General features: G+C 71.3%; 24 protein-coding genes. 6 read left to right on the top strand and 18 right to left on the bottom strand.

Annotated features, from left to right (window positions below):
• Nucleotide 1: 1 nt before the first annotated feature.
• Nucleotides 2-856: a PHP domain-containing protein gene (locus ID574_RS46345; RefSeq protein ID WP_188195450.1), complete on the top strand. Its 855-nt coding sequence runs from the start codon at nt 2-4 to the stop codon at nt 854-856.
• Here ID574_RS46345 and ID574_RS46340 read toward each other — a convergent pair.
• From ID574_RS46340 to ID574_RS46320, 5 genes are all read right to left on the bottom strand, one after another.
• Nucleotides 842-3109, bottom strand: coding sequence for a hypothetical protein (locus ID574_RS46340; protein ID WP_188195449.1), 2268 nt, complete (start codon nt 3107-3109; stop codon nt 842-844). The genes ID574_RS46345 and ID574_RS46340 overlap by 15 nt on opposite strands.
• Complete coding sequence (locus tag ID574_RS46335; RefSeq protein ID WP_188195448.1) at nt 3106-4800, bottom strand: ABC transporter permease subunit; 1695 nt, start codon at nt 4798-4800, stop codon at nt 3106-3108. Before ID574_RS46335 ends, ID574_RS46340 begins: the two co-directional genes overlap by 4 nt.
• Nucleotides 4797-6023 (bottom strand): hypothetical protein, encoded by a 1227-nt coding sequence (locus tag ID574_RS46330; protein ID WP_188195447.1) that lies wholly within the window; start codon nt 6021-6023, stop codon nt 4797-4799. The genes ID574_RS46335 and ID574_RS46330 overlap by 4 nt, the downstream gene beginning before the upstream one ends.
• Entirely contained in the window at nt 6007-6666 is a 660-nt protein-coding gene (locus tag ID574_RS46325; protein ID WP_188195446.1) for an ATP-binding cassette domain-containing protein, read from the bottom strand. Before ID574_RS46325 ends, ID574_RS46330 begins: the two co-directional genes overlap by 17 nt.
• Nucleotides 6667-6782: 116 nt before the next feature.
• Entirely contained in the window at nt 6783-7421 is a 639-nt protein-coding gene (locus tag ID574_RS46320) for a dienelactone hydrolase family protein (protein ID WP_223167779.1), read from the bottom strand.
• Nucleotides 7422-7482: 61 nt separating this feature from the next.
• Here ID574_RS46320 and ID574_RS46315 point away from each other — a divergent pair, with 61 nt between their 5' ends.
• Nucleotides 7483-8001 (top strand): SET domain-containing protein, encoded by a 519-nt coding sequence (locus tag ID574_RS46315; protein ID WP_188195444.1) that lies wholly within the window; start codon nt 7483-7485, stop codon nt 7999-8001.
• 54 nt (nt 8002-8055) lie between these two features.
• Here the strand turns inward: ID574_RS46315 and ID574_RS46310 are convergent, their stop codons facing one another.
• The 9 genes from ID574_RS46310 to ID574_RS46270 all read right to left on the bottom strand — a co-directional run bounded on the left by ID574_RS46310 (nt 8056) and on the right by ID574_RS46270 (nt 13733).
• The gene (locus ID574_RS46310; RefSeq protein ID WP_188195443.1) at nt 8056-8802 is read right to left on the bottom strand and encodes a methylated-DNA--[protein]-cysteine S-methyltransferase; all 747 of its coding nucleotides are present in this window, start codon (nt 8800-8802) and stop codon (nt 8056-8058) included.
• Complete coding sequence (locus ID574_RS46305; RefSeq protein ID WP_223167778.1) at nt 8799-9350, bottom strand: RNA polymerase sigma factor; 552 nt, start codon at nt 9348-9350, stop codon at nt 8799-8801. The genes ID574_RS46310 and ID574_RS46305 overlap by 4 nt, the downstream gene beginning before the upstream one ends.
• An 84-nt stretch (nt 9351-9434) precedes the next feature.
• Entirely contained in the window at nt 9435-9737 is a 303-nt protein-coding gene (locus ID574_RS46300) for a DUF1416 domain-containing protein (RefSeq protein WP_188195442.1), read from the bottom strand.
• Nucleotides 9737-10576 (bottom strand): sulfurtransferase, encoded by an 840-nt coding sequence (locus ID574_RS46295; RefSeq protein WP_188195441.1) that lies wholly within the window; start codon nt 10574-10576, stop codon nt 9737-9739. Before ID574_RS46295 ends, ID574_RS46300 begins: the two co-directional genes overlap by 1 nt.
• A 389-nt stretch (nt 10577-10965) precedes the next feature.
• Entirely contained in the window at nt 10966-11322 is a 357-nt protein-coding gene (locus ID574_RS46290; RefSeq protein ID WP_223167777.1) for a thioredoxin family protein, read from the bottom strand.
• A 39-nt stretch (nt 11323-11361) separates the two neighbouring features.
• Nucleotides 11362-12195, bottom strand: coding sequence for an anti-sigma factor family protein (locus ID574_RS46285; protein ID WP_223167791.1), 834 nt, complete (start codon nt 12193-12195; stop codon nt 11362-11364).
• A complete protein-coding gene (locus tag ID574_RS46280) occupies nt 12195-12707 on the bottom strand; it encodes a sigma-70 family RNA polymerase sigma factor (RefSeq protein ID WP_188195439.1) in 513 nt (170 codons plus the stop codon). The genes ID574_RS46285 and ID574_RS46280 overlap by 1 nt, the downstream gene beginning before the upstream one ends.
• Nucleotides 12708-12747: 40 nt before the next feature.
• Nucleotides 12748-13413 (bottom strand): LmeA family phospholipid-binding protein, encoded by a 666-nt coding sequence (locus ID574_RS46275; RefSeq protein WP_188195438.1) that lies wholly within the window; start codon nt 13411-13413, stop codon nt 12748-12750.
• 68 nt (nt 13414-13481) lie between these two features.
• Complete coding sequence (locus tag ID574_RS46270) at nt 13482-13733, bottom strand: MoaD/ThiS family protein (RefSeq protein WP_188195437.1); 252 nt, start codon at nt 13731-13733, stop codon at nt 13482-13484.
• 177 nt (nt 13734-13910) lie between these two features.
• Here ID574_RS46270 and ID574_RS46265 point away from each other — a divergent pair, with 177 nt between their 5' ends.
• The 3 genes from ID574_RS46265 (at nt 13911) to ID574_RS46255 (ending at nt 18697) form a co-directional block, all read left to right on the top strand.
• Complete coding sequence (locus tag ID574_RS46265) at nt 13911-14603, top strand: response regulator transcription factor (RefSeq protein ID WP_188195436.1); 693 nt, start codon at nt 13911-13913, stop codon at nt 14601-14603.
• A 181-nt stretch (nt 14604-14784) separates the two neighbouring features.
• Nucleotides 14785-18225 carry a tetratricopeptide repeat protein gene (locus ID574_RS46260; protein WP_188195435.1) on the top strand — a complete coding sequence of 1147 codons (3441 nt, stop codon included), beginning with the start codon at nt 14785-14787 and terminating at the stop codon, nt 18223-18225.
• 103 nt (nt 18226-18328) lie between these two features.
• The gene (locus ID574_RS46255; protein WP_188195434.1) at nt 18329-18697 is read left to right on the top strand and encodes a hypothetical protein; all 369 of its coding nucleotides are present in this window, start codon (nt 18329-18331) and stop codon (nt 18695-18697) included.
• An 81-nt stretch (nt 18698-18778) separates the two neighbouring features.
• On the opposite strand, the gene ID574_RS46250 is transcribed toward ID574_RS46255, so the two are convergent.
• Complete coding sequence (locus ID574_RS46250) at nt 18779-19327, bottom strand: helix-turn-helix domain-containing protein (protein ID WP_188195433.1); 549 nt, start codon at nt 19325-19327, stop codon at nt 18779-18781.
• 148 nt (nt 19328-19475) lie between these two features.
• Here ID574_RS46250 and ID574_RS46245 point away from each other — a divergent pair, with 148 nt between their 5' ends.
• Nucleotides 19476-20777, top strand: coding sequence for a hypothetical protein (locus ID574_RS46245; protein WP_223167776.1), 1302 nt, complete (start codon nt 19476-19478; stop codon nt 20775-20777).
• Here the strand turns inward: ID574_RS46245 and ID574_RS46240 are convergent.
• From ID574_RS46240 to ID574_RS46230, 3 genes are all read right to left on the bottom strand, one after another.
• A complete protein-coding gene (locus ID574_RS46240; protein WP_188195431.1) occupies nt 20764-21519 on the bottom strand; it encodes a hypothetical protein in 756 nt (251 codons plus the stop codon). The two genes, ID574_RS46245 and ID574_RS46240, sit on opposite strands and share 14 nt — an antisense overlap.
• A gap of 1054 nt (nt 21520-22573) precedes the next feature.
• Nucleotides 22574-23119 carry a hypothetical protein gene (locus tag ID574_RS46235; RefSeq protein WP_188195430.1) on the bottom strand — a complete coding sequence of 182 codons (546 nt, stop codon included), beginning with the start codon at nt 23117-23119 and terminating at the stop codon, nt 22574-22576.
• Between the two features lie 110 nt (nt 23120-23229).
• Nucleotides 23230-23892 carry a hypothetical protein gene (locus ID574_RS46230; protein WP_188195429.1) on the bottom strand — a complete coding sequence of 221 codons (663 nt, stop codon included), beginning with the start codon at nt 23890-23892 and terminating at the stop codon, nt 23230-23232.
• Between the last annotated feature and the right edge of the window lie 109 nt (nt 23893-24001).

Here is a 24001-nt window from a genome sequence, read left to right as displayed (position 1 = left end):
GATGCGCATCGACCTCCACAGCCACAGCAGCGCCTCCGACGGCACGCAGCCGCCGGCCGACGTGGTGCGCCGGGCCCGCGAGCGCGGCTTGGACGTGCTCGCGCTGACCGACCACGACACCGTCGCCGGGCATGCCGCGGCGACCGGGGCGCTGCCCGCCGGGCTGACGCTCGTGCCCGGCATGGAGCTGTCCTGCCGCCGCGCCGGGCAGAGCATCCACTTGCTGGCCTACCTTTTCGACCCCGAGGAGCCCGAGCTGCGGGCCGAGTGCGTGCGCATCAGGGAGGCACGCGAGCGGCGCGCCCGGCTGACCGTCCAGCGCCTGGCCGAGCTGGGCGCGCCGGTCACCTGGGAGCAGGTGTCCGAGCTGGCCGCGGGTGGACCGGTCGGGCGGCCGCACATCGCCCGCGCCATGGTCGCCGCCGGAGCCGTCGCCGCGCCAGAGCTGGCGTTCACGCCGGAGTGGATCGGGACGGGCGGCCGCGCGTACGTTCCCCGCTACGCGCTGGATCCCGAGCAGGCGGTCCGCATGGTGCGCGCGGCGGGCGGGGTGCCGGTGCTGGCCCATCCGAAGGCGGCCAGGCGCGGCAAGGTCGTGCCCGACGAGTGGATCGCCGAGCTGGCGGCGGCCGGGCTCTTCGGGGTCGAGGCCGATCACCTCGACCACGACGCGGCCGCCCGCGCCCACCTGCGCGGGCTGGCCGGCGAGCTCGGGCTGGCGGTGACCGGCTCCAGCGACGACCACGGCGAGCTGACCGGACACCGGCTGGGCTGCGAGACCACGGCGACCGAGGTGTACGAACGCCTGGTCGCCGAGGCGACGGGCGCGACCCCCATCACGTCACAGATCCCCTAGATACTTCCGCAACATGAGGACCTGCAGCCGCCCTGCGATCTCGTCCCAGGGGGCGAGCGCCGCCAGCCCGGCCCTCCGGTGCTCCTCGGCCTCCTCGGGGCGGAGCCTGCCCAGATGCAGGTGGGCCAGCGCGGTGCTCACCCCGACCGGAGGCAGCACGTCCAGTGCCTGGTCCAGCAGCGCCGCCACCTCCTCGGGCGCATGTCCGGGATCCTCCAGCATGATCTTGGCCCTGTGGACCAGACATCGCCCGCGCCCGATCTCGTCGGCGATCTCGGCATAGAGCCGCTCGGCTCGCTGCAGGTGGGAACTCGCGTCGAAGATCTGGTCCAGGTAGAAGTGCGCGAGCGCGAGCACTTCCTCCGCATACGCCTCCGCGCCGCGGTCGCCGGCCTGTTGCGCCTGCCTCAGGGCCTCGAAGAGCACGGCGCGGGCATTGGAGTACAGCTTGCGGGCCTCCGTGCCGCGGCTGCCGTGATCGAGGTTTTGACCCGTGCGCATGAGCATCGCGGCGACGGCGTTCAGCCGCAGAGCGTGGCCCGCCGCGTCCCCGCCGGACAGCGCCTGGGCGTAATGGACCAGCGCGGCCTCGACGGCGGTGAACTCGTCGCCTTCGGCCAGCAGGATGGCCGCGTGCTCCAGATGGAGCTCCGGGGGCCAGGACTCCACCTTGATCCGTAACCGGGCCGCCTGGTCGAAGTGGTGCCTGGCCTTGCGCGGGTCGCCGGAGGTGAGCAGGATCGCGCACTGGCGCAGCTCGGCGGTGGCCTGCATGTTCTCGTCGCCGAGCGCCTTGGCGGCCGTGGCCAGTGCCTGCGCCGTGCGCAGCCGGTCCTCGTGCCGCTGTTCGAGCCGGAACCAGGACTCGAGCGCGTCGGCGATGCGGCCGAGCGCGCGGCCGGTCTTGGGCACGGGATTCTGATACGCCAGCACCTGCAGCAGCACCTTGTCCTCGATCGCGAACCACTTGCGCGCGTCGTCGGCCGGCAGCCGGGCGGCGAACGCGCCGGCCCGCTCGGCGAAGTGCCTCACCAGCCGCCGCCAGGCGGCGGGCTCGCTCGGCGGGTTCTGCGCCCCGGCGTCGTGGAACGTACTGGTCAGCCGGACCCGGCTCACCCGCACGTTCTCCACGAGGCAGAGCTCCGCCAGCTCGTCGATCGCGTCCTTGGCGGAGGGCAGGCCGAGCAGCGCGGCGGCGGCCTGGTGGTCGACCTCGGCAAGAGGCAGTCCGGCCAGCAGGATGAACAACTGCTTGGCCGTCGGCCTGAGCTGCCTGACGCTCTGGTCGAGCACGAAGCCGAGCTTCTGGCGGATCGGGAGCCTGTTCAGGTCGTCGATCAGGGCTCGCAGCGAGATCCTGGGGTTGCGGGCGAGCCAACGGCCGATCCTGACGATCTCCGACGGGCTGCCCACGCACGCGTCGACCAGCAGCCCCAACTCCCGGCCGCGCTCGGCGCGCTCGTCGCCGATCTGGCGGGCCAGCAGCTCCCGCCCGGCCTCCGGGTCGAGCGGGCCCAGGTGAACCGGCTCGACGTGGCCCGGCAGCTCGCCCGAGACCGTGCCCGCGACCACGATGTACGCTTCCGGCACCCGGGGCGGCAGCCAAGCCACCTGGTCCCACGTGCTGACGTTGTCGAGCAGGAGCACCTGCCCGGCGGTGAGCGCGTCGATCACCTCCGCGGTCGCGTCCTCCGGCTCCTGGATGGCGCCTGGCTGCAGGCCGAGCGTGCGCAGCACGGCCTGGGCCACGCGCAGCGGTGTCTCGGGGTGGTCCCGGTCGGGGCCGCGGACGTCGGCGTACCGCTGCTCGTCGGCCTCATCGGTCAGCTCCCTCGCGGCCCGGATCGCCACAGAGGACGTGCCCATCCCGATCGGGCCCCGGATCACGGCCAGGCCGCTCTCCCGCGCCCGAGCCACGACCTGGCTGATCTCGGTCTCCCGGCCGATGAGGTCGTCCCGCCCGGCGGGGAGCGGCAGGCGGCCGGGGGACTGCGGGGACTGCGGGGGAGCGGGCTTGCGACGGCGGCGGAAGACGCCGACAAGCAAACCGGCCGTGACGGGCAGCCCGAAGGCCAGGACGGCGCGCAGCCACGGGGCGAACCCGTCCACCAGGTCCTCGATCACCTTTGCCTGCAGAATGAGGAAGACTCCCCCGACCGTGACCAGTCCGCCACCCAGCTCGGGCAGGCGCGACCCGGCCTGCTGGTAGAAGCGTGACAGCCGGAACCGCAGCCGGTCCCGGTAGGAGATCATCGTCGGACCCCCCTCGTCAGTCCGCCGTACAACCAGCGGGCGGTGAGGGCGACCACGGCTACGGGCACCACAGTGGCGATCACCGACTGTGCCGCCAGCGTGCCCGCGGAGGTGGTGAAGTGCCGGGACTCCTCCAGCATGATCAGTGGCAGGTGGTCGCCCGACGGCCAGTTGAGCAGCAGCCCGACGGCCGTGTCATTCCACACCAGCACGAACGCCAGCACGCCGGCCAGCACCACGGCCGGGGACGCCTCGCGTACCACGTGGAACAGCTCCCAGCGATGGCGCGCGAGCATGGGTGTCGCCACCCGGGTGAAGGCCCTGTGCAGCACCAGCACCGCCAGCGGGATCACCAGCGCGGCGTGCACGATGGCCAGCGCGGAGGCGGTGCCGACGACCGGGCTGAGCCAGCGCTGCAGCGGCACGGCGAACGCCAGCGGCGGCAGCGCCGCCAGCGCCACCGCGACCAGGAGCACCGGCCGCCAGGCGCGGTGCGGCAGCAGGTGCTCGTGAGCCAGCACATACGCGGCCGGAACGGCGGCCAGCAACACCAGTCCGACGACCACGGTCGCGCGCACGAACGTGGAGCCTAGCGCGACCATGAAGCCCGTGTCGGTCAGCACCTCCCCGTACGAGCCGAGGGTCCACGGCCCGCCGCTCCACCACCCGGACAGCGTCGCGGCGATCGGGTCACGCACCGAGGTGAGCACCAGCACCGCGAACGGCAACAGCCACAGCAGCGACACCACCCCGCACACCAGCCAGCCCCGCCGACCCCGCCGCGGCGGCTGGGTGGGAGGCTCGGCCCAGTTCGCGCGCCCGCGCAGCCCGGCCAGCGACGGCAGCGCCAGCACGGCCGCCAGCAGGGACAGCACCACAGCGAGCGCGGCGGCCCGCGCGGCCCCCAGATCGGCGTGGTGCCGCCACCAGAACAGCCCGCCGCCCTCGACCTCGGCCTGCATCGACCCCGGCGCGCCCATCAGCACGAGATCGAACACACGCGCCGCCGCCACCAGTGCGAACAGGTACGCCATCGCCGCCGGCCCGGCCAGCGCGGGCACCACGACGGACCACACCCTGCGCCGACGGCTGACGCCGAACGCCCTGGCCATCCGCAGCAGGTTGTTCGGCATCCTGGCCAGCGCCTCGTGGAAGACCAGGAACGCGATCCCGGACCACTGCCAGACGAACGCCGCCCCCAGCACCAGCCAGATCCAGACCGGCCCCAGGAAGGCCACGTCGGCGCCGAGCACGGCGCTGAACAGGCCACGCCGCTGGTTGGTGTCGTACAGCAGCCGGAAGATCGCGCCCGTGGTGAGCGGGGAGACCGCGGCCGGCAGGACGAGCAGGAAGCGCAGGATCCGGCCGGGGACCGGCCCGGCGTTCCTGGCCAGCCACGCCAGGCCGAGCCCTGCCGCGCAGACGATCACGGCCAGCACGAGCCAGATGAGCGAGTTGCCCAGCGCCTGGAGAACCTGGACATCGCGCAGCACGTCGTACCCGGTGAGCCCTTGGGACAGACTGATGATCACGGTGGTGAAGAGCGGCACCAGGATGACGCCCGCCGACAGCAGCACCGCGAGCAGCAGGTAGAGGGTCGCGCGCCAGCGGCCGAGCCCGTGCCTGACCACGGGGATGCCGGCGTCGTGGTAAGGCGCCACATCGAACAGGAAGGCGTTCCGCTCGCTCACCGGGCACCCTCCCTGCTGCCCGCGACGAGCTTCTCGCGGGCGTCGTACGCCGCCTTGCGCGGATCGACCCGGCCGACGACCGCGTCGGAGAACAGCTCGGTGAGCACCCGCCACAGCCCGCGCCCGTCGCCGCCCTCCAGAGGGCCGAACAGCCGGTCGGACAGGTCGTAGTGGCCGTTCAACGCGTCGTTCAGCTCCTGCGCCGGGCCGCGGAGCAACTCGTTGGACGGCAGGGTGAACGGCGTCAGGAAGCCGCCGTCGGCGATCCACGCCGTCAGCGCGTCGCGCTCGTCCGCCGTGCGCGGCCTGGTCAGCCAGTTCACGAAGTCGATCGCGTCGGTCCTCCCGTCCCGCATCGCCACCGCCACGTCCCCGCCGACCACCAGCGGCGGCGGGTTGTCCCGCCAGCGCGGGAAGCGGAAGTGCCGTGCGGACCCCTTGCCGGCGTAGCGGTCGATGACCGGCAGAGCGAAGTCGGGCGCCGCCACGATGTCGGCGGTCCGGTAGACGAAGACGTCGAGCATGGAATCGTGGAACTGCATGGTGAGCGCACGCCTCCCCCGGTCGCGGTCGAACGCTCCACGCCAGATCGTGGCCAGCAGTTCGAGCGCCTCCTCTGTCCGCGCCACTCCCCACCAGGCCGGGTTGCCGGGCTCCCCAGTCGTGGGGAAGAGCCCGTTGTACACCTCGGGGGCATAGGCGAGCAGGACGTTCTCGAACCAGTCGCTGAGCACCCACCCGTCGGCCGCTCCCATCGACAGCGTGCCTCGGGCCGGCCGCCATTCGGCCAGGTCGGTGGGCTGGTCCGTGAACTCTCCCGCGCGGTGCCAGACGAGCGACTTGTGCGCGATCTTGAACCAGGCGCCGAGCTCCTCGCGCCCTCCGTACGGCGTCACGAGCCGGCGCCAGAACGGGGGCTGCTCATGACCGCCGGTCCACGGCCTGATGCGGCGCTGGACCACCGGGTCGAAGAGCAGGCCCAGCCTGGGGATCACCGCCACGTCGGGGATGACCTCCGCCGCGGGGCCGCGCAGCAGGGCCGCGATGTTGTCGCCGGCCGAGTAGACGCTGACCGGCCTGCCGTACTCGCGGACCACCTCGTTGAAGCGCCGCAGCTCGTCGCCGCTCCAGACCACCGCCACCCGCAGCGGCCGGTCCTCGGCGCAGCCGGCGAGGGCCGCGGCCGGGATCGCGGCCAGGAACCCCCTACGGCTCAGCGACATCGGCCACCTCCCAGAAACGCGAGGGAGCGGCGAGACTCGCCACCCTGGTCCGGTCGTCGGTCACGACCAGCACGGCCAGGCTGGGATCGGTGCGTAACGCCGCGCTGACGGCCGCGTGGCAGGGTCCGCAGCCGGTGCGGTCCTCGATCACCATCACCTTGACCGGCACGAGCCTGCACAGGGCCCGGGCCAGCGCGACGCTCAGCCGCTCGTCGTGTGCCAGCTCGTGCGGCCGGGACCGCAGGAAGCCCTGGATGTCCATTCGCCTGGCCATGAACGCGACCCGGCCGTGGACGAACGACGGCGCGAGGTCGTCGCCGCGGGCGGCCAGCGCGAGGTTCTGCTCGACGGTCAGGTGCGGCAGCAGCCCGGCGCCCGCCGGGACCAGCCCGATCGCGCGCTCGGTCGGCAGCCGCATGGTGATCTCCTCGCCGCCGAGCCGGATCCGGCCCCCGACCGGCATCTCCAGACCGAGCAGCAGGTCGGCGAACGCGTCGGCCTCGGCGGAGTCGGCGGCCACGACCACGGCGGCCCGGCCCTGCGCGAGCGTCAGCGGGTCGGGCGACAGGCCGCGCAGGGCACCGCGCGTTTCCCAGGTGAGGCCAGAGAGCTCAAGAAGTGGTGTGTCCACGACCGACGTCAACTCCGGATGGTTCGTTCGCCCCGTTCCGAAGTTGACGTTTTCACAAACAGCGAGTCACGGCAACGTAATGACACGGCTGGTTAACCGGCGATCCGGATCGACAAAATACGGATTTATCAGGAAATTTTCGGTCCCAATGGGTATTGGGCGGCGAATTTCCGGGGTGCGGCGAAGTGCGTGGCGAACCAGTCGCGGGCGTGCTCGGCCACCGCATCCAGCGCGCCCGGCTCCTCGAACAGGTGGGTGGCGCCGGGCACGATCGTCATCCGGCTCTCGGCCCGCAGGCGCCGCTGCGCCTCCTTGTTCAACCCCACCACCACAGGGTCCCGGCCGCCCACGATGAGCAGCGTCGGCGCCCGTACCGCGGCCAGCCGCGCCCCGGCCAGGTCGGGACGCCCGCCGCGGGAGACGATCGCCGCGATCGCGTTGTCCGGCTCGGCGGCCGCCCACAGCGCCGCGGCGGCGCCGGTGCTCGCGCCGAAATAGCCGATCGGCAGGCCCGCGGCCTCCTCCTTCTCCCGCACCCAGCCCGTACGCCGCAACAACCGGTCGGCCAGGAGCCCGATGTCGAAGACGTTCGCCCGATCGGCCTCCTCCTCCGGCGTGAGCAGGTCGAACAACAACGTGCCGAGCCCGGCCTGATTGAGCACGCCGGCCACGTAACGGTTGCGCGGGCTGAGCCGGCTGCTCCCGCTCCCGTGCACGAACACCACGATTCCCTGAGCGGCATCAGGAACGATCAGATCGCCGGACACGTGCCGCACCTCCCCACTGCGCGTGCCGCTACCCCCGTAACCCCAGGTCTACCCTGTGGTCATGCGTGTGGAACCGGAGCCCGACTGCTGGGTGCACCCGCATCTCGAGGTGCGCCCCTCGGCCATCGCCGGCGACGGCCTGTTCGCCACGGCGCCCATCCCGGCGGGCACCGTCGTGGCCCGGCTCGGCGGCCGCCTGGTCACCTGGGCCGAACTGGAGCGGATGTTCGCCGACCCCGCCATCCCGTACGTGGACACCATCGCCGCGCACGACGACCTCCACCTGGTCCTCCCGCCGGGCCGGTCCGTCGGCAAGAGCAACCACAGCTGCGACCCCAACCTGTGGTGGACCGCCCCCTACACCCTTGCCGCCCGCCGTGACCTCCACGCGGGCGAGGAGCTCACGAACGACTACGCCACCAGCACCGCCGCGCCCACCTTCGCCATGGACTGCCGCTGTGGGACGGCGCTGTGCCGCGGCCGGGTCACCGGCACGGACTGGCGGCGCCCCGACCTCCGGGCCCGCTACGGCGACCACTGGACCCCGGCCCTGCTCGCCCTCATTCACCCCAGTTCCTGAGCCGAAGCCATGCCCTGAGCACACACATGCGGAGAACGGACCCAGGTCGTGGCGTCACTCCGGCGCGACCTGAGCCGGGCGGCAGGTGCGGCACGGCCGGTAGCCGGCGGCCCTGGCCTGGGCGAGGGTGCGGAAGCCGTGCCGGTGGGCGGGGGTGATGCGCCGGGCGTTGTGGCAGGTGGGGAAGCACACGACGCCCGTGGTGTCGCTGGCCAGGTAGAACACCCGCTCCCCGGCCAGCCGCCGCAGCCGCTCCAGATCGACGCCCTCGGCCATCAGCAGTCGTTCCTTGGCCGCCGCCCCGAACACGTAGTCGCCCACCGCGCCGTCCGACCTGGTCACCCGGTGGCACGGCACCAGCAGCGGCACCGGGTTGTCCGCCAGCGCCGTCCCGACCGCGCGCACGGCCCTGGGGCGGCCGATCCGGGCGGCGATCCAGGAGTAGGGACGTACCTCGCCGTGCGGGATCTCCCGCGCCGCTTCCAGCACGTCGCGCTGGAAGTCGCTCAGCTCCCGCAGGTCCAGCCGCACGCCGGAGGCCCGGCCGGTGCGCAGTGCGGGCAGAAGCCCCGCGGGCGGCCGGGCGGCGGGAAGGAGCGGGCGGCCGAACCGCTCCCTGAAAGCCTCGGCGAAGCCCTCGCGCGGATGCACGTACGCCACCCCGTGGTCGGTGAAGGCCACCCGCAGCTCCCCGATCGGCCCGGGTACGCTCACCCAGCGGGCGGCGATCCTGTCGAACAGCCCGTCCGGCGCGTCGGCGGCGAGCGCCGCCAGCCCGGCGAGCAACCGATCCTCGGTCATCGGGCACCTCCCAGTGCGCGCAGCCGCTGCAGCCCCCGCGACACGTGCGACTTGACCGTGCCCTGCGGGATCTCGAGCACGGTGGCGATCTCGCTGACCGGCAGGTCGACGACGTGCCTGAGCACCACCGCGGCCCGCTGCTCCTCAGGCAGCAGGCCGAGCAGCTCGGCGAGCTCGTCACCGGTCTCCTGGCGCATCGCCGCCGCCTCGACGTCCTGGCCGGGATCCACCACGTCCACCGGCTCATCACGCAGGTCGGGCGGCGGCTTGCGGGACTTGGTCCGGGCGGCGTTGCGCCAGACGTTCATCAGGATCGTCATCAGCCACGCCCGCGGCTGGAGCGCGGCGAGGCGGTCGCGGTCGTATCCGGCCAGCGCCCGGTACGCCCGCAGGAACGCCTCCGCGGTCAGGTCCTCGGCGCAGGCCCAGTTGCCGCTCAGCCGCAACGCGGTCGAGAAGACGAGGTTGCGGTGGGCGGCGTAGAGCTCCGCGAACCCCTCGTCGAGGTCGTCGAGCAACGCCTTGCACACCGGGTCGATCGCACTCACGTCAGAGAGAACACCGCCGCGCTCGAATCGGTTGCACGCGAAAGGCCCGCGTCCGGAAGACGCGGGCCTTTCGGTGCATGTGTTTCAGACGGCGACGGCGAGCTGGGCGACCTCGCCCAGCTTGGCCTCCACCTGGATGTCCCGGGTGACGCCGCCGCCCGCGATGATGCGGACGGTCCAGTCGCCGGGAGCGGCGAAGAAGCGGAAGACGCCGTCGTCGGACACGACGACCTCGCCGGTGAACTCGCCGGAGTGGTCGAGCAGCCTGGCGTACGCCGTGCTCGTGCCCGTCACCACGCCCTGGATCACGGCCTGGTTGGACAGATCGATCCCGGCCGGCAGCGCAATGGTCTGCTCCGGCGCTCCGCAACCCTGTGCAGTCGTCATCAGCGGGCCTCCCCCAGCTCGATCGGCACGCCCACGAGCGAGCCGTACTCGGTCCACGAACCGTCGTAGTTCTTCACGTTGGCCTGGTCGAGCAGCTCGTGCAGCACGAACCACGTGTGCGCCGAGCGCTCGCCGATGCGGCAGTAGGCGATGGTGTCCTTGCCGAAGTCGACCCCGGCCTCCTGGTAGAGGGTGCGCAGGTCGTCGTCGGACTTGAAGGTGCCGTCGTCGTTGGCGGCCTTGGACCACGGGATGTTGCGGGCGGTGGGCACGTGGCCGGCGCGCTGCGCCTGCTCCTGCGGCAGGTGGGCGGGAGCGAGGAGCTTGCCGGTGAACTCGTCGGGCGAGCGCACGTCGACCAGGTTGAGCTTGCCGATGGCGCCGACCACGTCATCGCGGAAGGCGCGGATCGCCTTGTCCTGCTCCTGGGCGACGTACTGCGTCTTGGCCCGCTGGGGAACGTCGCGCACCAGCTCGCGCGAGTCGAGCTCCCACTTCTTGCGCCCGCCGTCGAGCAGCTTGACGTTCTCGTGGCCGTAGAGCTTGAAGTACCAGTAGGCGTAGGCGGCGAACCAGTTGTTGTTGCCGCCGTAGAGGACGACGGTGTCGTCGTTGGAGATGCCGCGGTCGGACAGCAGGGCCTCGAAACCGGTCTTGTCCACGAAGTCGCGGCGGACCGGGTCCTGCAGGTCCTGCCGCCAGTCGATCTTCACGGCGCCACGGATGTGGCCTTTGTCGTAGGCGCTGACGTCCTCGTCGACCTCGACGATGACGACGCCCGGGGTGTCGAGGTTGGCCTCGACCCAGTCGGCATCCACCAGGGCGGCGGAGCGGCTCATTGGGAAACCTCCATGTTGGCGGCGGGCAGTAGACGGCGAACAGGCGGGTACGTGGCGCAGCCAAGGCTGGATCCCCAGGCTGCGTTGAGGAACTTCGGGAAGAGCATCCGGGACGTGACCGCGGGCAACCGAAGGCGCCCCGTCACGGGGACGAAGGTGGGATCCAAGGTGGTGGTTGCCACGCCGGAGCGCGGCGCTCTAGGGTCGGCACGCATCGCGGGATGCTCCCTGAAGGCTCGATTGGGGCGGACTCCTACGTCCGCGAGATCGTCCTCAGGCAGCGCGACAGAGCGCGGTGGCGACGCGGCAGAAATCGACCGCGCGCCGCTTCGTCAGCAGCTCTGTCGATGGATTCATGTGGATGACACTACTCGGCGTCTCGCCATCTGTCACATCTCGTCCGGTTGGTGAGACGACTCGTGAGACGACGCGGGTGTCACGGCGGCGGCGAGCGCCACCAGGACGTCGGCCTTGCGCGGCTGTCCGGAGGCCCGCCGCACGATTCTGCCCGCCGCGTCCAGCACGAGGACGGTAGGCGTCCGGGTGACGTCCAGCCGCCGCACGAGGTCGAGCCGGGACTCGGCGTCGACCTCGACGTGGCTCACCCCGGGCACGAGCGCGCTCACGTCGGCGAGGACCCGCCTGGTCGCCCGGCACGGCTGGCAGAACGCGGTCGAGAACTGCACCAGCGTCGCCCGCTCGCCCAGCGCCGCGCCCAGCTCGGCCTCGGACAACAAACCGGACAACAAACCCGTCACCCTTCATGCAACGGCGCACGGCCGCTTTTACTTCCGCGCGGGAACCTTGACGAGAACTTTCCCCGTCTGGTCGACGACGTCGATCCTGGCGATGTCCTTCATGGCGAACTTGGTGGTGCTCTTGAACGCGGATTGGTCCTGGTAGGGCTCGCGGCTGATGACCCAGCTCTCCGTGACGTCCCGCCGCCCGTCCTTGCCGATCACGACGAGGCGGCAGGTCGTGCCGTCGGGCACGCCCCTGACCCCCACCCCGAGCTCCGTGCCGCCGTCGCTGGGCCAGGCCATCACGGTGGCGGAGTAGTCCTTCGCGCGGTTCTCGCCCTCGAACTCGCGGCCGGCGAGCGCCATCCGGGGCGCCTCGCTGGCCTGCGGCGGCTTGGTCGGCGTGGCCTTGGGGCGCATCTCGGCGGGGGCCGGCTGCTGGTCGTTCTCCTGCTTGAGCGTGTTCGGCGCGTCCTCCTGCGCCTTCTCCTGCGCGGGCGACGGCGTGGTCGAGGGCGCGGAAGCCGCCGTCTGCTGCTGCTGGACAGGCGAGCTCTCCTGGATCACGGCCCAGACCGTGCCGCCGAGCCCGAGCACCGCGGCGGAGGCGGCGGCCACCAGCAGCAGCCGCCCGCGCCTGCTCCGCTTGGCGCGGGCGTTGAGCAGCCGGTCGAGCACCTGGCGCGGCGGGCTGGCCACGAGCTCGACGTCGCGCTCCGACACCTTGCCGAGGAACGACGCCACGCCCTCCAGCTCCAGCAGCTCGGCGCCGCACACCTCGCAGGTCGCCAGATGAGTGTCGATCTCCAGCGCCTCGTCGGGCTCGAGCGCGCCCAGGGCGTGCGCGCCCAGGGCCAGTCGTACTTCCTCACATGTCATCACGGCGCCAGCCCCCGCTCCTCGAGTGCGAGCTTCAGGGCGCGCAGCGCGTAGTACGTGCGCGACTTGACCGTGCCCGGCGGAATGCCGAGCGTGTCCGACGCCTCCTTCACCGATTGCCCCCGGTAGTAGACCTCCATGAGCACCTCCCGGTGCTCCGGCCGCAGCGCGGCCAGCGCCTCGGCCACCGCCCACGACTCGACCGCGCGCTCCAGCTCGTCCTCGGCCGGCAGGACGGCCAGCGCCTCGTCGCCGGTCTCCGGCGGCCGGGCCTTCTTGGCGCGGTGCTGGTCGACGACGAGATTGCGGGCCACTGTGAACAGCCACGCGCGGATCGGCCGGCCGGAGAGAGCGTCGGGGTGTCGCCAGGCCCGCAACAGCGTCTCCTGCACGACATCCTCCGCCCGTCCCGGGTCACCGGTCAGTCGCAGCACGTATCCGTAGAGTGGCCCGGCGTGCTCGTCGAAGAGGGTCTTCACGAGTTCCTCGTCGGCGGTGCCCGCTGCGCTCACACCTCCATCACGTACCGGTGGGCGGACCGGTTCAACGTTCTCATCCACGAATCGGCACGTCAGACGCTTCGGCCGAGAACTCCAATCCTCCGGCCACACTCTTGACCCCGGTCACCTTCACGTCGAAGGGCAGCTTGCCCTTGAACGGGATCGTGAAGGAGGCGAGGCGGGCGAACTGGTCGGGCAGGCCCTCGATCTTCTCGGCCTGCAGTCGGATGGCCCCGTCGGCCACCTCGACCCGCATCTCGGCGTTGAACTTCACCTTCTGCACCCCAGCCATCACCTCGCCTGACGCCGTGAGCCGCTGCCCGTTCCCGCCGATCTTGACGCCCTGCGGGGCGTACTGGTCGATCGTGGCCCTGGTCAGGGTGCCGCTGATGGTCACGCGGCCGGCCCTGGCCGTGGGTCTGTTCTGCAGGACGTCGGCCAGGGGAGCCCGCACGTCGTAGGCGGCGCCCCGCAGATTCCTGACCGGCACGTCGCCGTAGGTGAACGTGCCGAGATCGAACCGTACCTCTGGATAACGTCCGGAGAGGGCCTGAGTGAGAAATGGGATGCCCTCGATGGTGACGGTGGGCGTGCTTTTGAGGTCGGCGGCGGCGGCGATCCTGTTCGCCAGGTCGCGTTCGACTCCTGCCGCGGCGACCCTGTCGACGGCGACAAGGAGGACGACCAGCACGATGAGGAAAACGATCAGCTTCCGCATGGGGCTCCCTGTCTGGGCGGGGGCACGAGCCTATCGACTGGCATGTCTCATTCCCGGAGAGCGTCCGATCACCCGCCCGCGAAGGGCGGGAGGACCTCCACGGTCGCGCCGTCGCCGAGAACGACCTCGTCATGGGCTCGTTTGCCGACCGGGGAACCGTCCACGAGGAACGAGCAGCGCCGCACCACCCGGGCCAGTTCTGCACGGTTTTGTGTGATTTTCGTCATGAGTTCACCAAGAGTGACCGCTTCGAACGGTTCCTCCGCAACCCCTGCCGCCTCCTTGGCCGCAGCCCAATACCTTATTTTTCCTGTGGCCATGTGAACCTCACAATCTTTCAGTGTTCCATTGTGCGTCGGCCTTAACGATGTTGTTTCAGGAGACGCGCTGTTCACCTGGTGGACGCGCAATGGACGCGACTTACTCGTGGGATATCCTCACGTACAGGACCTGGGCGACGTAGCCCCCGGGTCCTTGCGCGTTTGAGGAGGCCGTAAATGAGCAACCTGCTCCTGCTGACCAACGCCCTCGAGCCCTCGGCCGAGGTGCTCCCGGCGCTGGGGCTGCTGCTCCACTCGGTCCGCGTCGCTCCGGCGGAGGCGTCCGCGCTGATCGACGCGCCGCCTGCCGACGCCGTCCTCGTCGACGCGCGCAAGGAGCTCGTGCATGCCAAGAGCCTGTGCCGGTTGATCCGCACCACCGGCATCGACTGCCCGCTGCTGGTGATCGTCACCGAGGGTGGGCTGGCCGCGATGACCGCGGAGTGGGGCGTGGACGACGTGCTGCTGGACAGCGCGGGGCCGGCGGAGGTCGAGGCGCGTCTGCGCATGGCGACCGGCCGCATCTCGCAGGCCGCGGCGGAGGACGTCCCCGACGAGATCCGCAGCGGCGACCTCGCCATCGACGAGGCCACCTACACCGCCAGGCTGCGGGGCCGGGTGCTCGACCTGACGTTCAAGGAGTTCGAGCTGCTCAAATACCTCGCGCAGCACCCCGGCAGGGTCTTCACCCGCGCCCAGCTGCTGCAGGAGGTCTGGGGCTACGACTACTTCGGCGGCACCAGGACGGTCGACGTGCACGTCCGGCGCCTGCGCGCCAAGCTCGGCACCGAATACGAATCCCTGATCGGGACGGTCCGCAACGTCGGCTACCGCTTCGTCCCCGACCGGACCGACTCCGCCCACGTCTGACCCCGTCCTTCCGCACCGTCCGTTCAGCGTTCTGTGCCCACGCGGAGGGCCGGAAGCGGTCTTCGCCGGGAATCTCGGCGATTGACAGCAGGGCCCGCCGATGTGACACATTGGTGGGCGGGTCGTTTTCTCCTGTCATGTCGCGGACACCGCCGTCCTGAAGATTGGTGGTGGTGTCGGGGTGGGGTCGTTCAGGTCGCTGGTGGACGAGGGCGCCCGCCCGCGCGTCTTCCGGCGTAACGAGGCGATTTTCTCGCCGTTGCGGCCCGCCAACCGCGTTTACGTCATCGACTACGGCTACGCCCGCGAATACACCCCGGCCGGTGAGCGCGAGGCCATCCATGACCTGCGCGGCGACGGCGACCTCATCGGCGAGCTGGCCTTCTGGAGCCCGAGCGAGCGGGTCAGGATCGACGCGCTGACCGAGCTGCGGGCCTGGCCCATCGACATGAGGCGGCTGCGCGAGCACGCCGCCACCAACCCCGCCGTGGCCACCGCGCTGGTCCAGGAGTTATTCGCCAGGAACGTGGCCGCCCGCAGGCACGAGGCGCTCGCCCGCGCCCCCGTCGCCGCCCGCCTGGCCGTCTGGCTCCTGCACCTCGACGAGCGGTACGGCCTCGCCGCGGAGTCCGCGCCGCCCCTGTCCATGGAGACCCTGGCCGATCTGGTGGGCAGCTCTCCCGACGTGGTGCAGCGCCAGCTCCAGCAATGGGTGCAGCGCGGCTGGCTGGTCCGCCCCGGCTACCGGCGGCTGCGCATCGAGGACCCGCCCGCGCTGCGCGCCGCCGCAGGCGACTGGGAGCACCTGTCGGTGCCCTGGACGGGTCGGCTGACGCCGTTCCTGACCCGCCCCGGCGCGCTCGCGGACCCGCTGCCCGTCGGGGAGCTGCCCAAGCCCCGCCAGCTGCTCGCCGACGTGCCCGACTTCACCGGGCGGCAGCAGAGCCTCGACCTGCTCACCGCCTGGCTGGAGCGGCCGCGCCGGACGAACACCATGGTCGTGCAAGGACTGCCGGGAGTGGGGAAGACGGCGCTGGTGACGCACTGGGGCCACCTGCACGCCGACCGGTTCCCCGACGGGCAGATCGTGATCGACCTGCGGGGCCAGTCACCCAGCCAGCCGCCGATGAGCGCCGTCGAGGCGCTGGGGCAGATCCTGCGCTCGCTCGGCGTCGGCGAGCCCGCCTCCGACGAGGCCGAGCTCATGCTGCTCTACCGCAGCAGGATCGCCGGGCGCAGGCTGCTGCTCATCCTCGACAACGCCGCCGACGCCGCCCAGGTGCGGCCGCTGCTGCCGGGGAGCAAGGACTGCGTGGTGCTGGTGACCAGCCGGACGCGGATGGCGCCGCTGCGCGCCACCGGGCACGCCGACCTCATGGACCTGCCGGTGCTCGACCCGGGCAACGCGGTGGCTCTGCTGGTGGCGGTGCTCGGGGAGGACTCGCCGCGGGCCGCCGACCGGGACGCGCTGGCCGAGCTGGCCAAGGTGTGCTCGTACCATCCGTTCGCGCTGCGGATCTCGGCGGCCAAGCTGGCCGAGAACCCCGGCATGAGCGTGCGGTCGCGGGTCGAGGAGCTGCGCAGGCCCGACCGGCCGCTGGTGGGCGACCCGGAGGAGGCGTTCCGGTCGGCGCTGGACCTGGCGTACGAGTCGCTGAGCCCGGCGCAGCGGCGGGCGTTCCGGCACGTCGGGCTGCTGCCCGGGCGCGACTTCACGCCCGAGGTGCTGGCCGCCGCGCTCGGCGTGCCCGTGAGCGAGGCCGTGGCCGCGGTGGAGGGGTTGCACCGGGCATACCTGGTCGAGCCGCGGCCCGGGCCGCGCTACCGGGTGCACGACCTGGTCGAGGAGCTGGCCAGGGACCTGGGCAGGCATGCCGAGGCAGGCGTACGCGAGGCCAGGGCGCGCCTGCTCGAGCACTACCTGGCGGTGGCGACCGATCCGAAGACGCCGCGCGAGTGGTTCGTGGCCGAGCGGCGCTCGCTGGTGTCGGCCGTGCGGCTGGCGGAGGAGGCGGGCGCGTACGGCATGGCCTGGCGGCTCGCCGAGGCCGTGTTCGCGCCGTTCCGGCGGCTGCGCTTCTACGAGAACAACCTGGAGATCCAGCAGGCCGGGCTCACCTCCGCCCTGCAGGTGGGCAACCGGCGGGCGATCGCGCTCATGCGCGGCAATCTCGGCTCGATCCACCGGGACATAGGGCCTTCCACGCTGGCGGCCAGGTTCATCGGGGAGGCGCTGGCCGACTACGCCTCGCTCGGCGACGCGGTGGGGCGCGCCCGCGCGCTCAACGAGCTGGCCGAGGTGCACGGCATCGCGGGCAAGAGCGAGGAGGCGCTCAAGTGCGCCGGCGAGGCGCTCGACCTCTACCGGGAGATCGGCGACCTGGCCGGGGTGGCTGGCTGCCTGCACACGCTCTCCCGGCTGCACCTGTCCCAGGAGCGGTACGAGCTGGCGCTGCAGTACGCCGGCCAGGCCCTCGACGTACGCGAGGAGCTCGGCGACCGCCGGGGCACCGCGCAGAGCCTGATCATCCTGGCCCGGGTGCAGCGCAGCCTGGGCGAGCCCAATGCGGCGCTGGGCGAGGGCCTGGAGGCGTTGTCGATCTGCCACGAGCTGGGTGACGAGCACGCCGAGGCCGAGACACTGCTCTGCCTGGCCGAGATCTACGACCTGCTGCGGTTGCCACAGGACGCGCAGCGCGACGCGGAACGCGCCCTGGCCGGCTACACCGCGACGGGCGACCAGCACGGCTGCGGCCGGGCACTGAGCACGCTGGGGAGCATCGCGCGCAACGGCTCACGGTACGACGAAGCCCTCGCCTACTACGAGCAGGCCCTGTCCGTGCAGGTCGAGCTCCACCATGAGCAGGGCAAGGCCGAGACGCTCGGCGACATCGGGCTGGTGCACTGGCGGCTGTCCGACTACCTCCGGGCCGACGACTACCTGAACCAGGCGCTGTCGATCAGCCGGGTGATCCACGACGAGCCCGTCGAGGCCCGCATGCTCAACCGCCTGGCGAGGGTGCGGCGGCGTCAGGGGCAGGCGCAGGTGGCGTTCGTGTACGCGCTGGAGGCCCTCGACATCGTGCAGGGCCTGGGGAACCGGCGGGCCGAGGCGGACGTGCAGGAGACGCTGGCGTACACGTACCTGTCGCTCGGGATGCACAAGCCCGCGCTGCGGGCGGCGAAGGCGTCGCTGACGATCAGGGAGGAGCTGCGCGACAACCGGGCCGGCGCGCTGCTGTCGATCGCGCAGGCGCTGCACACGGCGGGCCGGTCGGCTGCGGCGCTCGAACCGGCCATGGAGGCGGTCGAGCTGCAGAACGAGACCGGCACCAGGGACCGGTGGGCGGCCGCGGCCACGACGCTGGCCATGGTGCTGCTGGACCTGGACCGGGCCGAGGAGGCGCTGGTCTACGCGCGGCAGTCCAGGGACGTGCACCTGGAGTGCGGGACCAGGCGGGACCTCGGGTGCGCGCTGCGGGCGCTCGGGTTGATCTCGGCCAGGCTGGGCGACCGGGGCGCGGCCATCGCGTACCTGGCCGAGGCGGTGCGGACGCTCGAAGAGGTGGGGGACGTCGTCGAGGTGCAGCGGGTGGCGGAAGACCTCCGCGATCTGGCCTGAAATGCCGCTAAAAGTCGTGAATTCTCGATGGTGAGGTCGCAGATCTTCTCCGGATCCTCCCGTTAGCTGGTGTCACCAGCTAATCACAGCGGAGGTGATCCGGATGCTCAAGAACCAGCTACGGCGAGACCTGCAGTGGCTCAAGCGACAGGCCCGCAAGGACAGGCGGATCACCGTCGCGCTGCTCATCGGGGTCGCGGCCTTCTGGACCAGACAGCTGTCTCCCTGGGATCCGCCCGAAGGTGCCGAGGTCCTGCTCGGGCTCTCGCTCGGCCTGCTCGCGGCGTCGACGATGACGTGGGTGTCGTCCGCGTACCTGGTGACCAGGTCCATGGGGGCGCGAAAGGAGCCGGTCGAGGAGCTCCGCTGGGTCTCCCGGATCAGGCGGGCCAAGGAGTGGGCCTGCTGGTCGGTGGGCGCCTGCGCGGCCTGGCACCTGCTTCAGTTCGTCACGGCGCTCGTGATGGGCTGACCTGGGACGGCGGCGGGGCGCCACACGGGGGCCGGTGGCGTCCCGCCGTCTCAGGACAGACCGTGCCGGGGCGGGGCTGGGTCAGGGCTTGGTGGGGTAGCGCATCAGGAGCGTGGCGCGGACGATGTCGGGCCCGTGCGCGCGGTAGCCATGGGGCACGTCGGAACGCCACGAAATATGATCGCCCGGCCCGGCCGTGAGAGGCTCCTTGATCGGCCCAGCGCTCAGCGTGCCGCTGAAGACGGTGATGTGCTCGGTCACGCCCTCGTGGTGCGCGGGCGAGGTCTGCGTGAGGCCGGGCGGGATGCGCAGGCGGTAGAGCTCGTACGTGACCCGGTCGTCCTCGAACACCTCGAGCAGCTCCGCCTCGATCGCCGTGCCCCGCATGATCTGCGGCTCTGGCGGCGGATCCAGAATCGCCCCGATCGGCACCCCGAGCTGCGCGGTGATGGCCCAGAGCGTCTCCAGTGTCGGATTGCGCGTGCCCGTCTCGACCCCCGACAGGGTGGCCTTGCCGATGCCGGCGCGCTTGGCCAGCTCGGACAGCGAGACGCCGCGCGCCTGCCGCAGCCGCCGCAGGCGATCCCCCACGACGCGGGGGTCGGCGTCGAACGCGGGCAACGGCTCCATACCGTCATGGTGCCGCACGCCTCGCGCTTCATGGCAGGCATCTCACCCCGGATAATTCTTCTGTCACTGCTCAGGCATGCATTCCCGCTCTGAACGCTTTCCGGGGTTGCGGCTGCGACACAAGGGACAGGCCGATACGATTCGACAGATGTCCGGTTCGACAGCCGTGACGGCACCGCGGCAATCTGGGCCCGAGCCGGCTCAGCGAATGCCGTCGCCGTACTCTCTGCCCCTGCACGCACTGCGCCTGGCGGGGAAGTGCGCGCTGCCGCTGATCCTCTGGTTCGCCGCAGGTGAGGCCGTCCGCTATGCGCTGATGTACGCCGCCACCGAGGTCGCCTACGGCGAGTGGCGGCAGGTCCGCCTGGTCATCGTGATGAGCCTCCTCACCGTCATCGTCCTGGCGGCGATGACGGTTACCACCGGCATGCTCTACACCCTGCGCGCCGCGTTGTGGGAGACGCGCGCGCGAGCCGGAGAAGGGGTGGCGGACGAGCGCTTCTTCAGGGCGCTGGACCGGGTGGCCCCGACGTTCGCGGTGCTCTATCTGGCGTGGGGATTCCAGAACGAGGACGCCAGAGAAGTCATCCAGATGGACTACTTCCACAACTTCCAGGACGCGTTCGACGGGTCGTTGTTCGGAGAGCAGACCCCGGTCGGGCGGGGACTCATCGACCTCGACTGGCGGGTGTCGCTCGGCGCGATGGCCGTGATGTTCGGGCTGAAGCTGTTGTTCGCGAAGCTCGTGGAGCAGGGCAAGGGCAAGTTCCCCGGCTTCGGCGCGGCCTTCTCGGAGTTCGCCTTCGTCTTCTACGGGCTCAACGCCACCGTGGCGTTCGCGAACGCGCGTTCCGACTGGATGGAGCAGCGCACCGTGGTCGCCGGCACGGAGGACGTCTGGAACCAGACCCAGAAGAGCCTGCCGGCCTGGAAGGCCGTCACGGACGCGTTCGGCGACGTGTGGCCGGTGTTCCTCGATGCGGTCGCCGTGCCGCTGGCCTGGCTCACCGTGGCGATGCTCGTCTTCGGCTCCTACTCGGACGCGACCCGCACCCTGCTCAAGGGCACCCGCCTGGAGAAGGGTGTGGACCGGCTCGAAAGCAGCCATGATCTCACGCAGAAGACGTTCGACCAGGTCACCGGCGGTTTCCGGGACCGCTGGCTACCGCTGGCCAACTCCCTGCGGATGATCTTCAAGAGCGGCGCCCCGCTGTTCGGCATGCTGTGCCTGTGCTACGTGAGCCTCGCGGTGGCCGTCCAGTACGCCGACCGGGGGCTGCGCACGCTCATCGGCACGCAGGCGGAGTGGCTCTGGGTCTATCAGGGCCCGCCCTTGACCTTCCTGCACCAGCTCGTCGTGACCGTGCTCAGCATGGCGCTGCTGGCGGCCACGTATGACATCGCGGCCACCCGAGCCCGCCTCAGGGGCGAGTCGCTCAACGACGTCTGAACCGCAAGACCTCGGGGTTGCGCGACCTCTCGGCGTTTTCGCGGGTCAGGAGTTGGTCCGTCGGAGTGTCCGAACGGTAGTTGCTCGGCCTGAGCATCAGCTCCACCTCGTTCGCCACCGCGGTCGGCACGATGGCCCCGGCCGTGATCTTGTACTCCTTGCCCACCTCCAGCCGGTCCGTGGGCCGTTCGGCGTCCGACGCGATCTCGACGGCCCAGGTACGGCCCGCGCGGTCCTCCAGTCTGAGCTCACTCGGAAGCGCGGTCAGGGTGGCGCTGCTCTCGTCGACGGCCTTCTTCGTGATGTCCACCTGCAACCAGGTCACCTCGGGGCCGTAGCCGCCGTTCCCTTCCGGTTTGAAGGGCTTGATCGAAGCCTTCCACTCGACGTTGTTGACCGTGGCGGCCTGGCCGGCGGCGACGACGATCTCCTTGGTCGCCTCCGTCGTCTGCTGGTCGTAGAAGAGGTAGCCGTCGTAGGTCTGGGCGGCCGTGGTCAACAGCGACGCGACGACGGCGCCCGCGGCGATCAGAGCGGTGCGGCGCCGACGGCGCGGCGCGGGCTGCGCGGCCTCCGGTGCGGCTGCTTGCTCCGGTTCTGCGGGTGAGGGCTCGTGGCCGTCGGATGCGGGGGGCGTAGGTGGTGGGGCGGGAGCCGGTACCTGTACGGCAGGGAGAGGCTGGGTGACGCCACCGGCGGGCTCGCGCTGGGCCGGAGGCCAGACCTGCTGGTCGGGATACACATGCCGAGCAGCGTGCCCCGGCGACCTGCCCTGGACCGGAACCCCGCCCTGGGCGGGGTATCCCGCTGGGGCTTGAGGCCTACCCTGGGCGGGGTATCCGGCTGGGGCTTGGGGCCTGCCCTGGGCGGGGTGTCCGGCAGGAGCCTGAGGTCCGGCATTGCCGGAGTGCTGCCCGCCTGAGGTCTGCGGTCCGCCGCGCGAAGGGTGGCTGCCCGGGGCCTGTAGCCCACCGCGAGCTTGGTGCCTACCCGGGATCTGGGGTCCGCTGTGCGGGGGGTGGCTGCCTGGGGTCGAGGGTCCTCCGTGCGCTGGGTGGCTGCCTGGGGCGTGGGGTCCGCTGTGCGCTGGGTGGCTGCCTGGGGCGTGGGGTCCGCCGTGCCCGGGGTAGCTGCCTGGAGGCTGTGGCTCATCGTGATGCTGGTGCCGGCCTGGAGCCTGCGGCCCGCCCTGGGCCGGAGGCATGCCATGGCCGGGCGGAGTGGCGTATCCCGGCGTGCCCTGGCCAGGCGCCCTGCTTTGGCCTTGCGCAGGCGGCTGTCCTTGCGGCACGCCCTGTCCGCGCGCCGGCCCTTGCCCGGACGGCCCGTCGTGGCCCGGCCAGGCGTGCTGACCCTGCGGTGTGCCTTGTCCGGAGGGCGTGCCCTGCCCGGGGCGCATGCCGTAACCCTGCGGCGCGCTGTGGCCCTCACGTGTGCCCTGTCCGTGCTGCGTGGGCCGCGCCTGAATGGGGGGTTGCCCGTGCTGCGTGGGCTGCCCCTGAATGGGAGCCTGCCCCCGGAGAGGGGGCTGTCCGTGCGGCACGTCATAGGGGGGCAGGGTGTCGTACCCGGGTGGGACGTCCTGACCCGAGGGCGGCGCTCCGTGGCTGTGGCGCCCGCGGGGCGGCATGCCCTGCCCGGTGGACGGAGGCGGCGCGCCTTGGGCGCCCGGAGGCGTGCCCTGCCCGGTCGGGGGCCTCCGGCTGGGCGGCGGCGGTGGTGGCGGGTCCTCCTCGCGCCGTCCGCGGTCCCTGGGCGAGAACCAGTCGCGCTCGTCGTTCGTGCTCATGCTGCGATCACTTCTTGTCGGTCGAGTAGACGGCCTGCGGCGAGGCGGCCAGCTTGCGCGCGGCGTCCTCGTCCAGTCCAAGATCGATCTCGGCCTCCGGCCGGTAAGGCTCGACGAGGACGGAAGACGCCCCGGGCAGGCGGAAGCGGACACTCGCGCCGGCCAGCGCCGATGCCGGCACTTCGAAGAAGAACCGCCCTCTGGTCCAGATGTCCGGCTGCACCCACTTGCGTGACAGCGTCAGGCTGTTGTCCACCCTGTCCGTGGCGTCGAACTTCTTCCCGTCGCCGGTCACCAGCACCGGCTCCTTCAGGTGATAGGGCTTGAGGCTGGACTTGGCCGCGACATCGACGACCAGGAAGAGGTGGTCGGTCTCGACGGTCTTGGTGCTGCTCTTGATCGATTTCGCGACGGCGACCGATTCGAGCTTCACGCTGAAGCGCCGCGCATCGACGGCCTCGCCCTTGGCGCCGCTGTAAACGAGCGGATCGCCGAACTCGCTGTCCGACAGATGAAGGGTCTGCATTCCCATGGCGCCGCCCACGAGCAGCACTCCCGCGACTGCGCTGAGCGCCTTGGCCGCGCCACCGCCGCCGCGCCGGCCCTCCGTCCGCCTGGTGCGGCGGCGGGACGGCGCCACGGTGGATCTCTGCTCTGTGGCGGTCACGCTCCGTCGCCCTTCTTGACCGGCAACGTCACGCGCGCCTTGATCTCGGGCATGTGCTTGTCGCCGACCTCCTTGGAGGTCAGCTTCCAGTGCGGGTCGTTGAAGACGGGGTTGTCCACGAACTCGAAGGTGCCCACGTCGAGAGTGACCTTCTCCGGCGGCTGCTCATTCTCGTTCAGCTTGTACCTGACGATCACCTGGCTCTTCACCCCGGGGTGGAGCTGCGTGCTCTCGCCGCCCTTGGTGCGGACGAAGATGAACGGGCCCGATTCCTTGGGCAGGGCCGGGCTGATCTTCACGAGGGAGCCGGCGAAGGTCTCGGCCGTGAACGCTCTTTCGATCTTGTCGGGCGGCCGCCCCACCGCGGAGGTCTCATCACCCTTGTTGGTGACGTCGAAAACCAGCTCCAGGAACCGCTTGTCCTGCTGGAACTCGGACTGGGCCCTCTCCACGGTCACCCGTGATTCGACGAACTTTGTCTCGTATCTGCCTTGATCGAGCACCGCGCCCTGCCCCAGCGGCTCCGGCTCGTCAGGGGCCTCGTTCAGACCGCCCAGGAGGGCGGTGATGCCGATGGCGGTCAATGCCACCAGGCCGACTGCGGGCACCGCTACCGGGCGTCTGGGCTTGTCAGTGCTGCCGCCGGAGGGTTCCGTCATGGGTATGGATGGTAGTAGGTAACGCTTCTCCCATCTGCCGCAATGCTCCCATCGGACTGGTCGAATTGCCGAGAAACCCTGCCGCATAGGGGCTTGAAGCTCATACGCT

Origin of the sequence: Nonomuraea sp. SYSU D8015, assembly GCF_008065375.1 — a bacterium.
In the GTDB taxonomy this organism is placed as follows: domain Bacteria; phylum Actinomycetota; class Actinomycetes; order Streptosporangiales; family Streptosporangiaceae; genus Nonomuraea.
This window is presented reverse-complemented; position numbering and strand designations above follow the sequence as displayed.

What these genes read in the sequence shown, in the direction of transcription:
- ID574_RS46300 (WP_188195442.1), bottom strand. Translation starts at nt 9,737, where the DNA reads ATGACGACTGCACAGGGTTGCGGAGCGCCGGAGCAGACCATTGCGCTG.
- ID574_RS46345 (WP_188195450.1), top strand. Translation starts at nt 2, where the DNA reads ATGCGCATCGACCTCCACAGCCACAGCAGCGCCTCCGACGGCACGCAG.
- ID574_RS46265 (WP_188195436.1), top strand. Translation starts at nt 13,911, where the DNA reads ATGAGCAACCTGCTCCTGCTGACCAACGCCCTCGAGCCCTCGGCCGAG.
- ID574_RS46295 (WP_188195441.1), bottom strand. Translation starts at nt 10,576, where the DNA reads ATGAGCCGCTCCGCCGCCCTGGTGGATGCCGACTGGGTCGAGGCCAAC.
- ID574_RS46340 (WP_188195449.1), bottom strand. Translation starts at nt 3,109, where the DNA reads ATGATCTCCTACCGGGACCGGCTGCGGTTCCGGCTGTCACGCTTCTAC.
- ID574_RS46245 (WP_223167776.1), top strand. Translation starts at nt 19,476, where the DNA reads ATGTCCGGTTCGACAGCCGTGACGGCACCGCGGCAATCTGGGCCCGAG.
- ID574_RS46255 (WP_188195434.1), top strand. Translation starts at nt 18,329, where the DNA reads ATGCTCAAGAACCAGCTACGGCGAGACCTGCAGTGGCTCAAGCGACAG.
- ID574_RS46250 (WP_188195433.1), bottom strand. Translation starts at nt 19,327, where the DNA reads ATGGAGCCGTTGCCCGCGTTCGACGCCGACCCCCGCGTCGTGGGGGAT.
- ID574_RS46315 (WP_188195444.1), top strand. Translation starts at nt 7,483, where the DNA reads ATGCGTGTGGAACCGGAGCCCGACTGCTGGGTGCACCCGCATCTCGAG.
- ID574_RS46310 (WP_188195443.1), bottom strand. Translation starts at nt 8,802, where the DNA reads ATGACCGAGGATCGGTTGCTCGCCGGGCTGGCGGCGCTCGCCGCCGAC.
- ID574_RS46330 (WP_188195447.1), bottom strand. Translation starts at nt 6,023, where the DNA reads ATGTCGCTGAGCCGTAGGGGGTTCCTGGCCGCGATCCCGGCCGCGGCC.
- ID574_RS46230 (WP_188195429.1), bottom strand. Translation starts at nt 23,892, where the DNA reads ATGACGGAACCCTCCGGCGGCAGCACTGACAAGCCCAGACGCCCGGTA.
- ID574_RS46275 (WP_188195438.1), bottom strand. Translation starts at nt 13,413, where the DNA reads ATGCGGAAGCTGATCGTTTTCCTCATCGTGCTGGTCGTCCTCCTTGTC.
- ID574_RS46270 (WP_188195437.1), bottom strand. Translation starts at nt 13,733, where the DNA reads ATGGCCACAGGAAAAATAAGGTATTGGGCTGCGGCCAAGGAGGCGGCA.
- ID574_RS46285 (WP_223167791.1), bottom strand. Translation starts at nt 12,195, where the DNA reads ATGACATGTGAGGAAGTACGACTGGCCCTGGGCGCGCACGCCCTGGGC.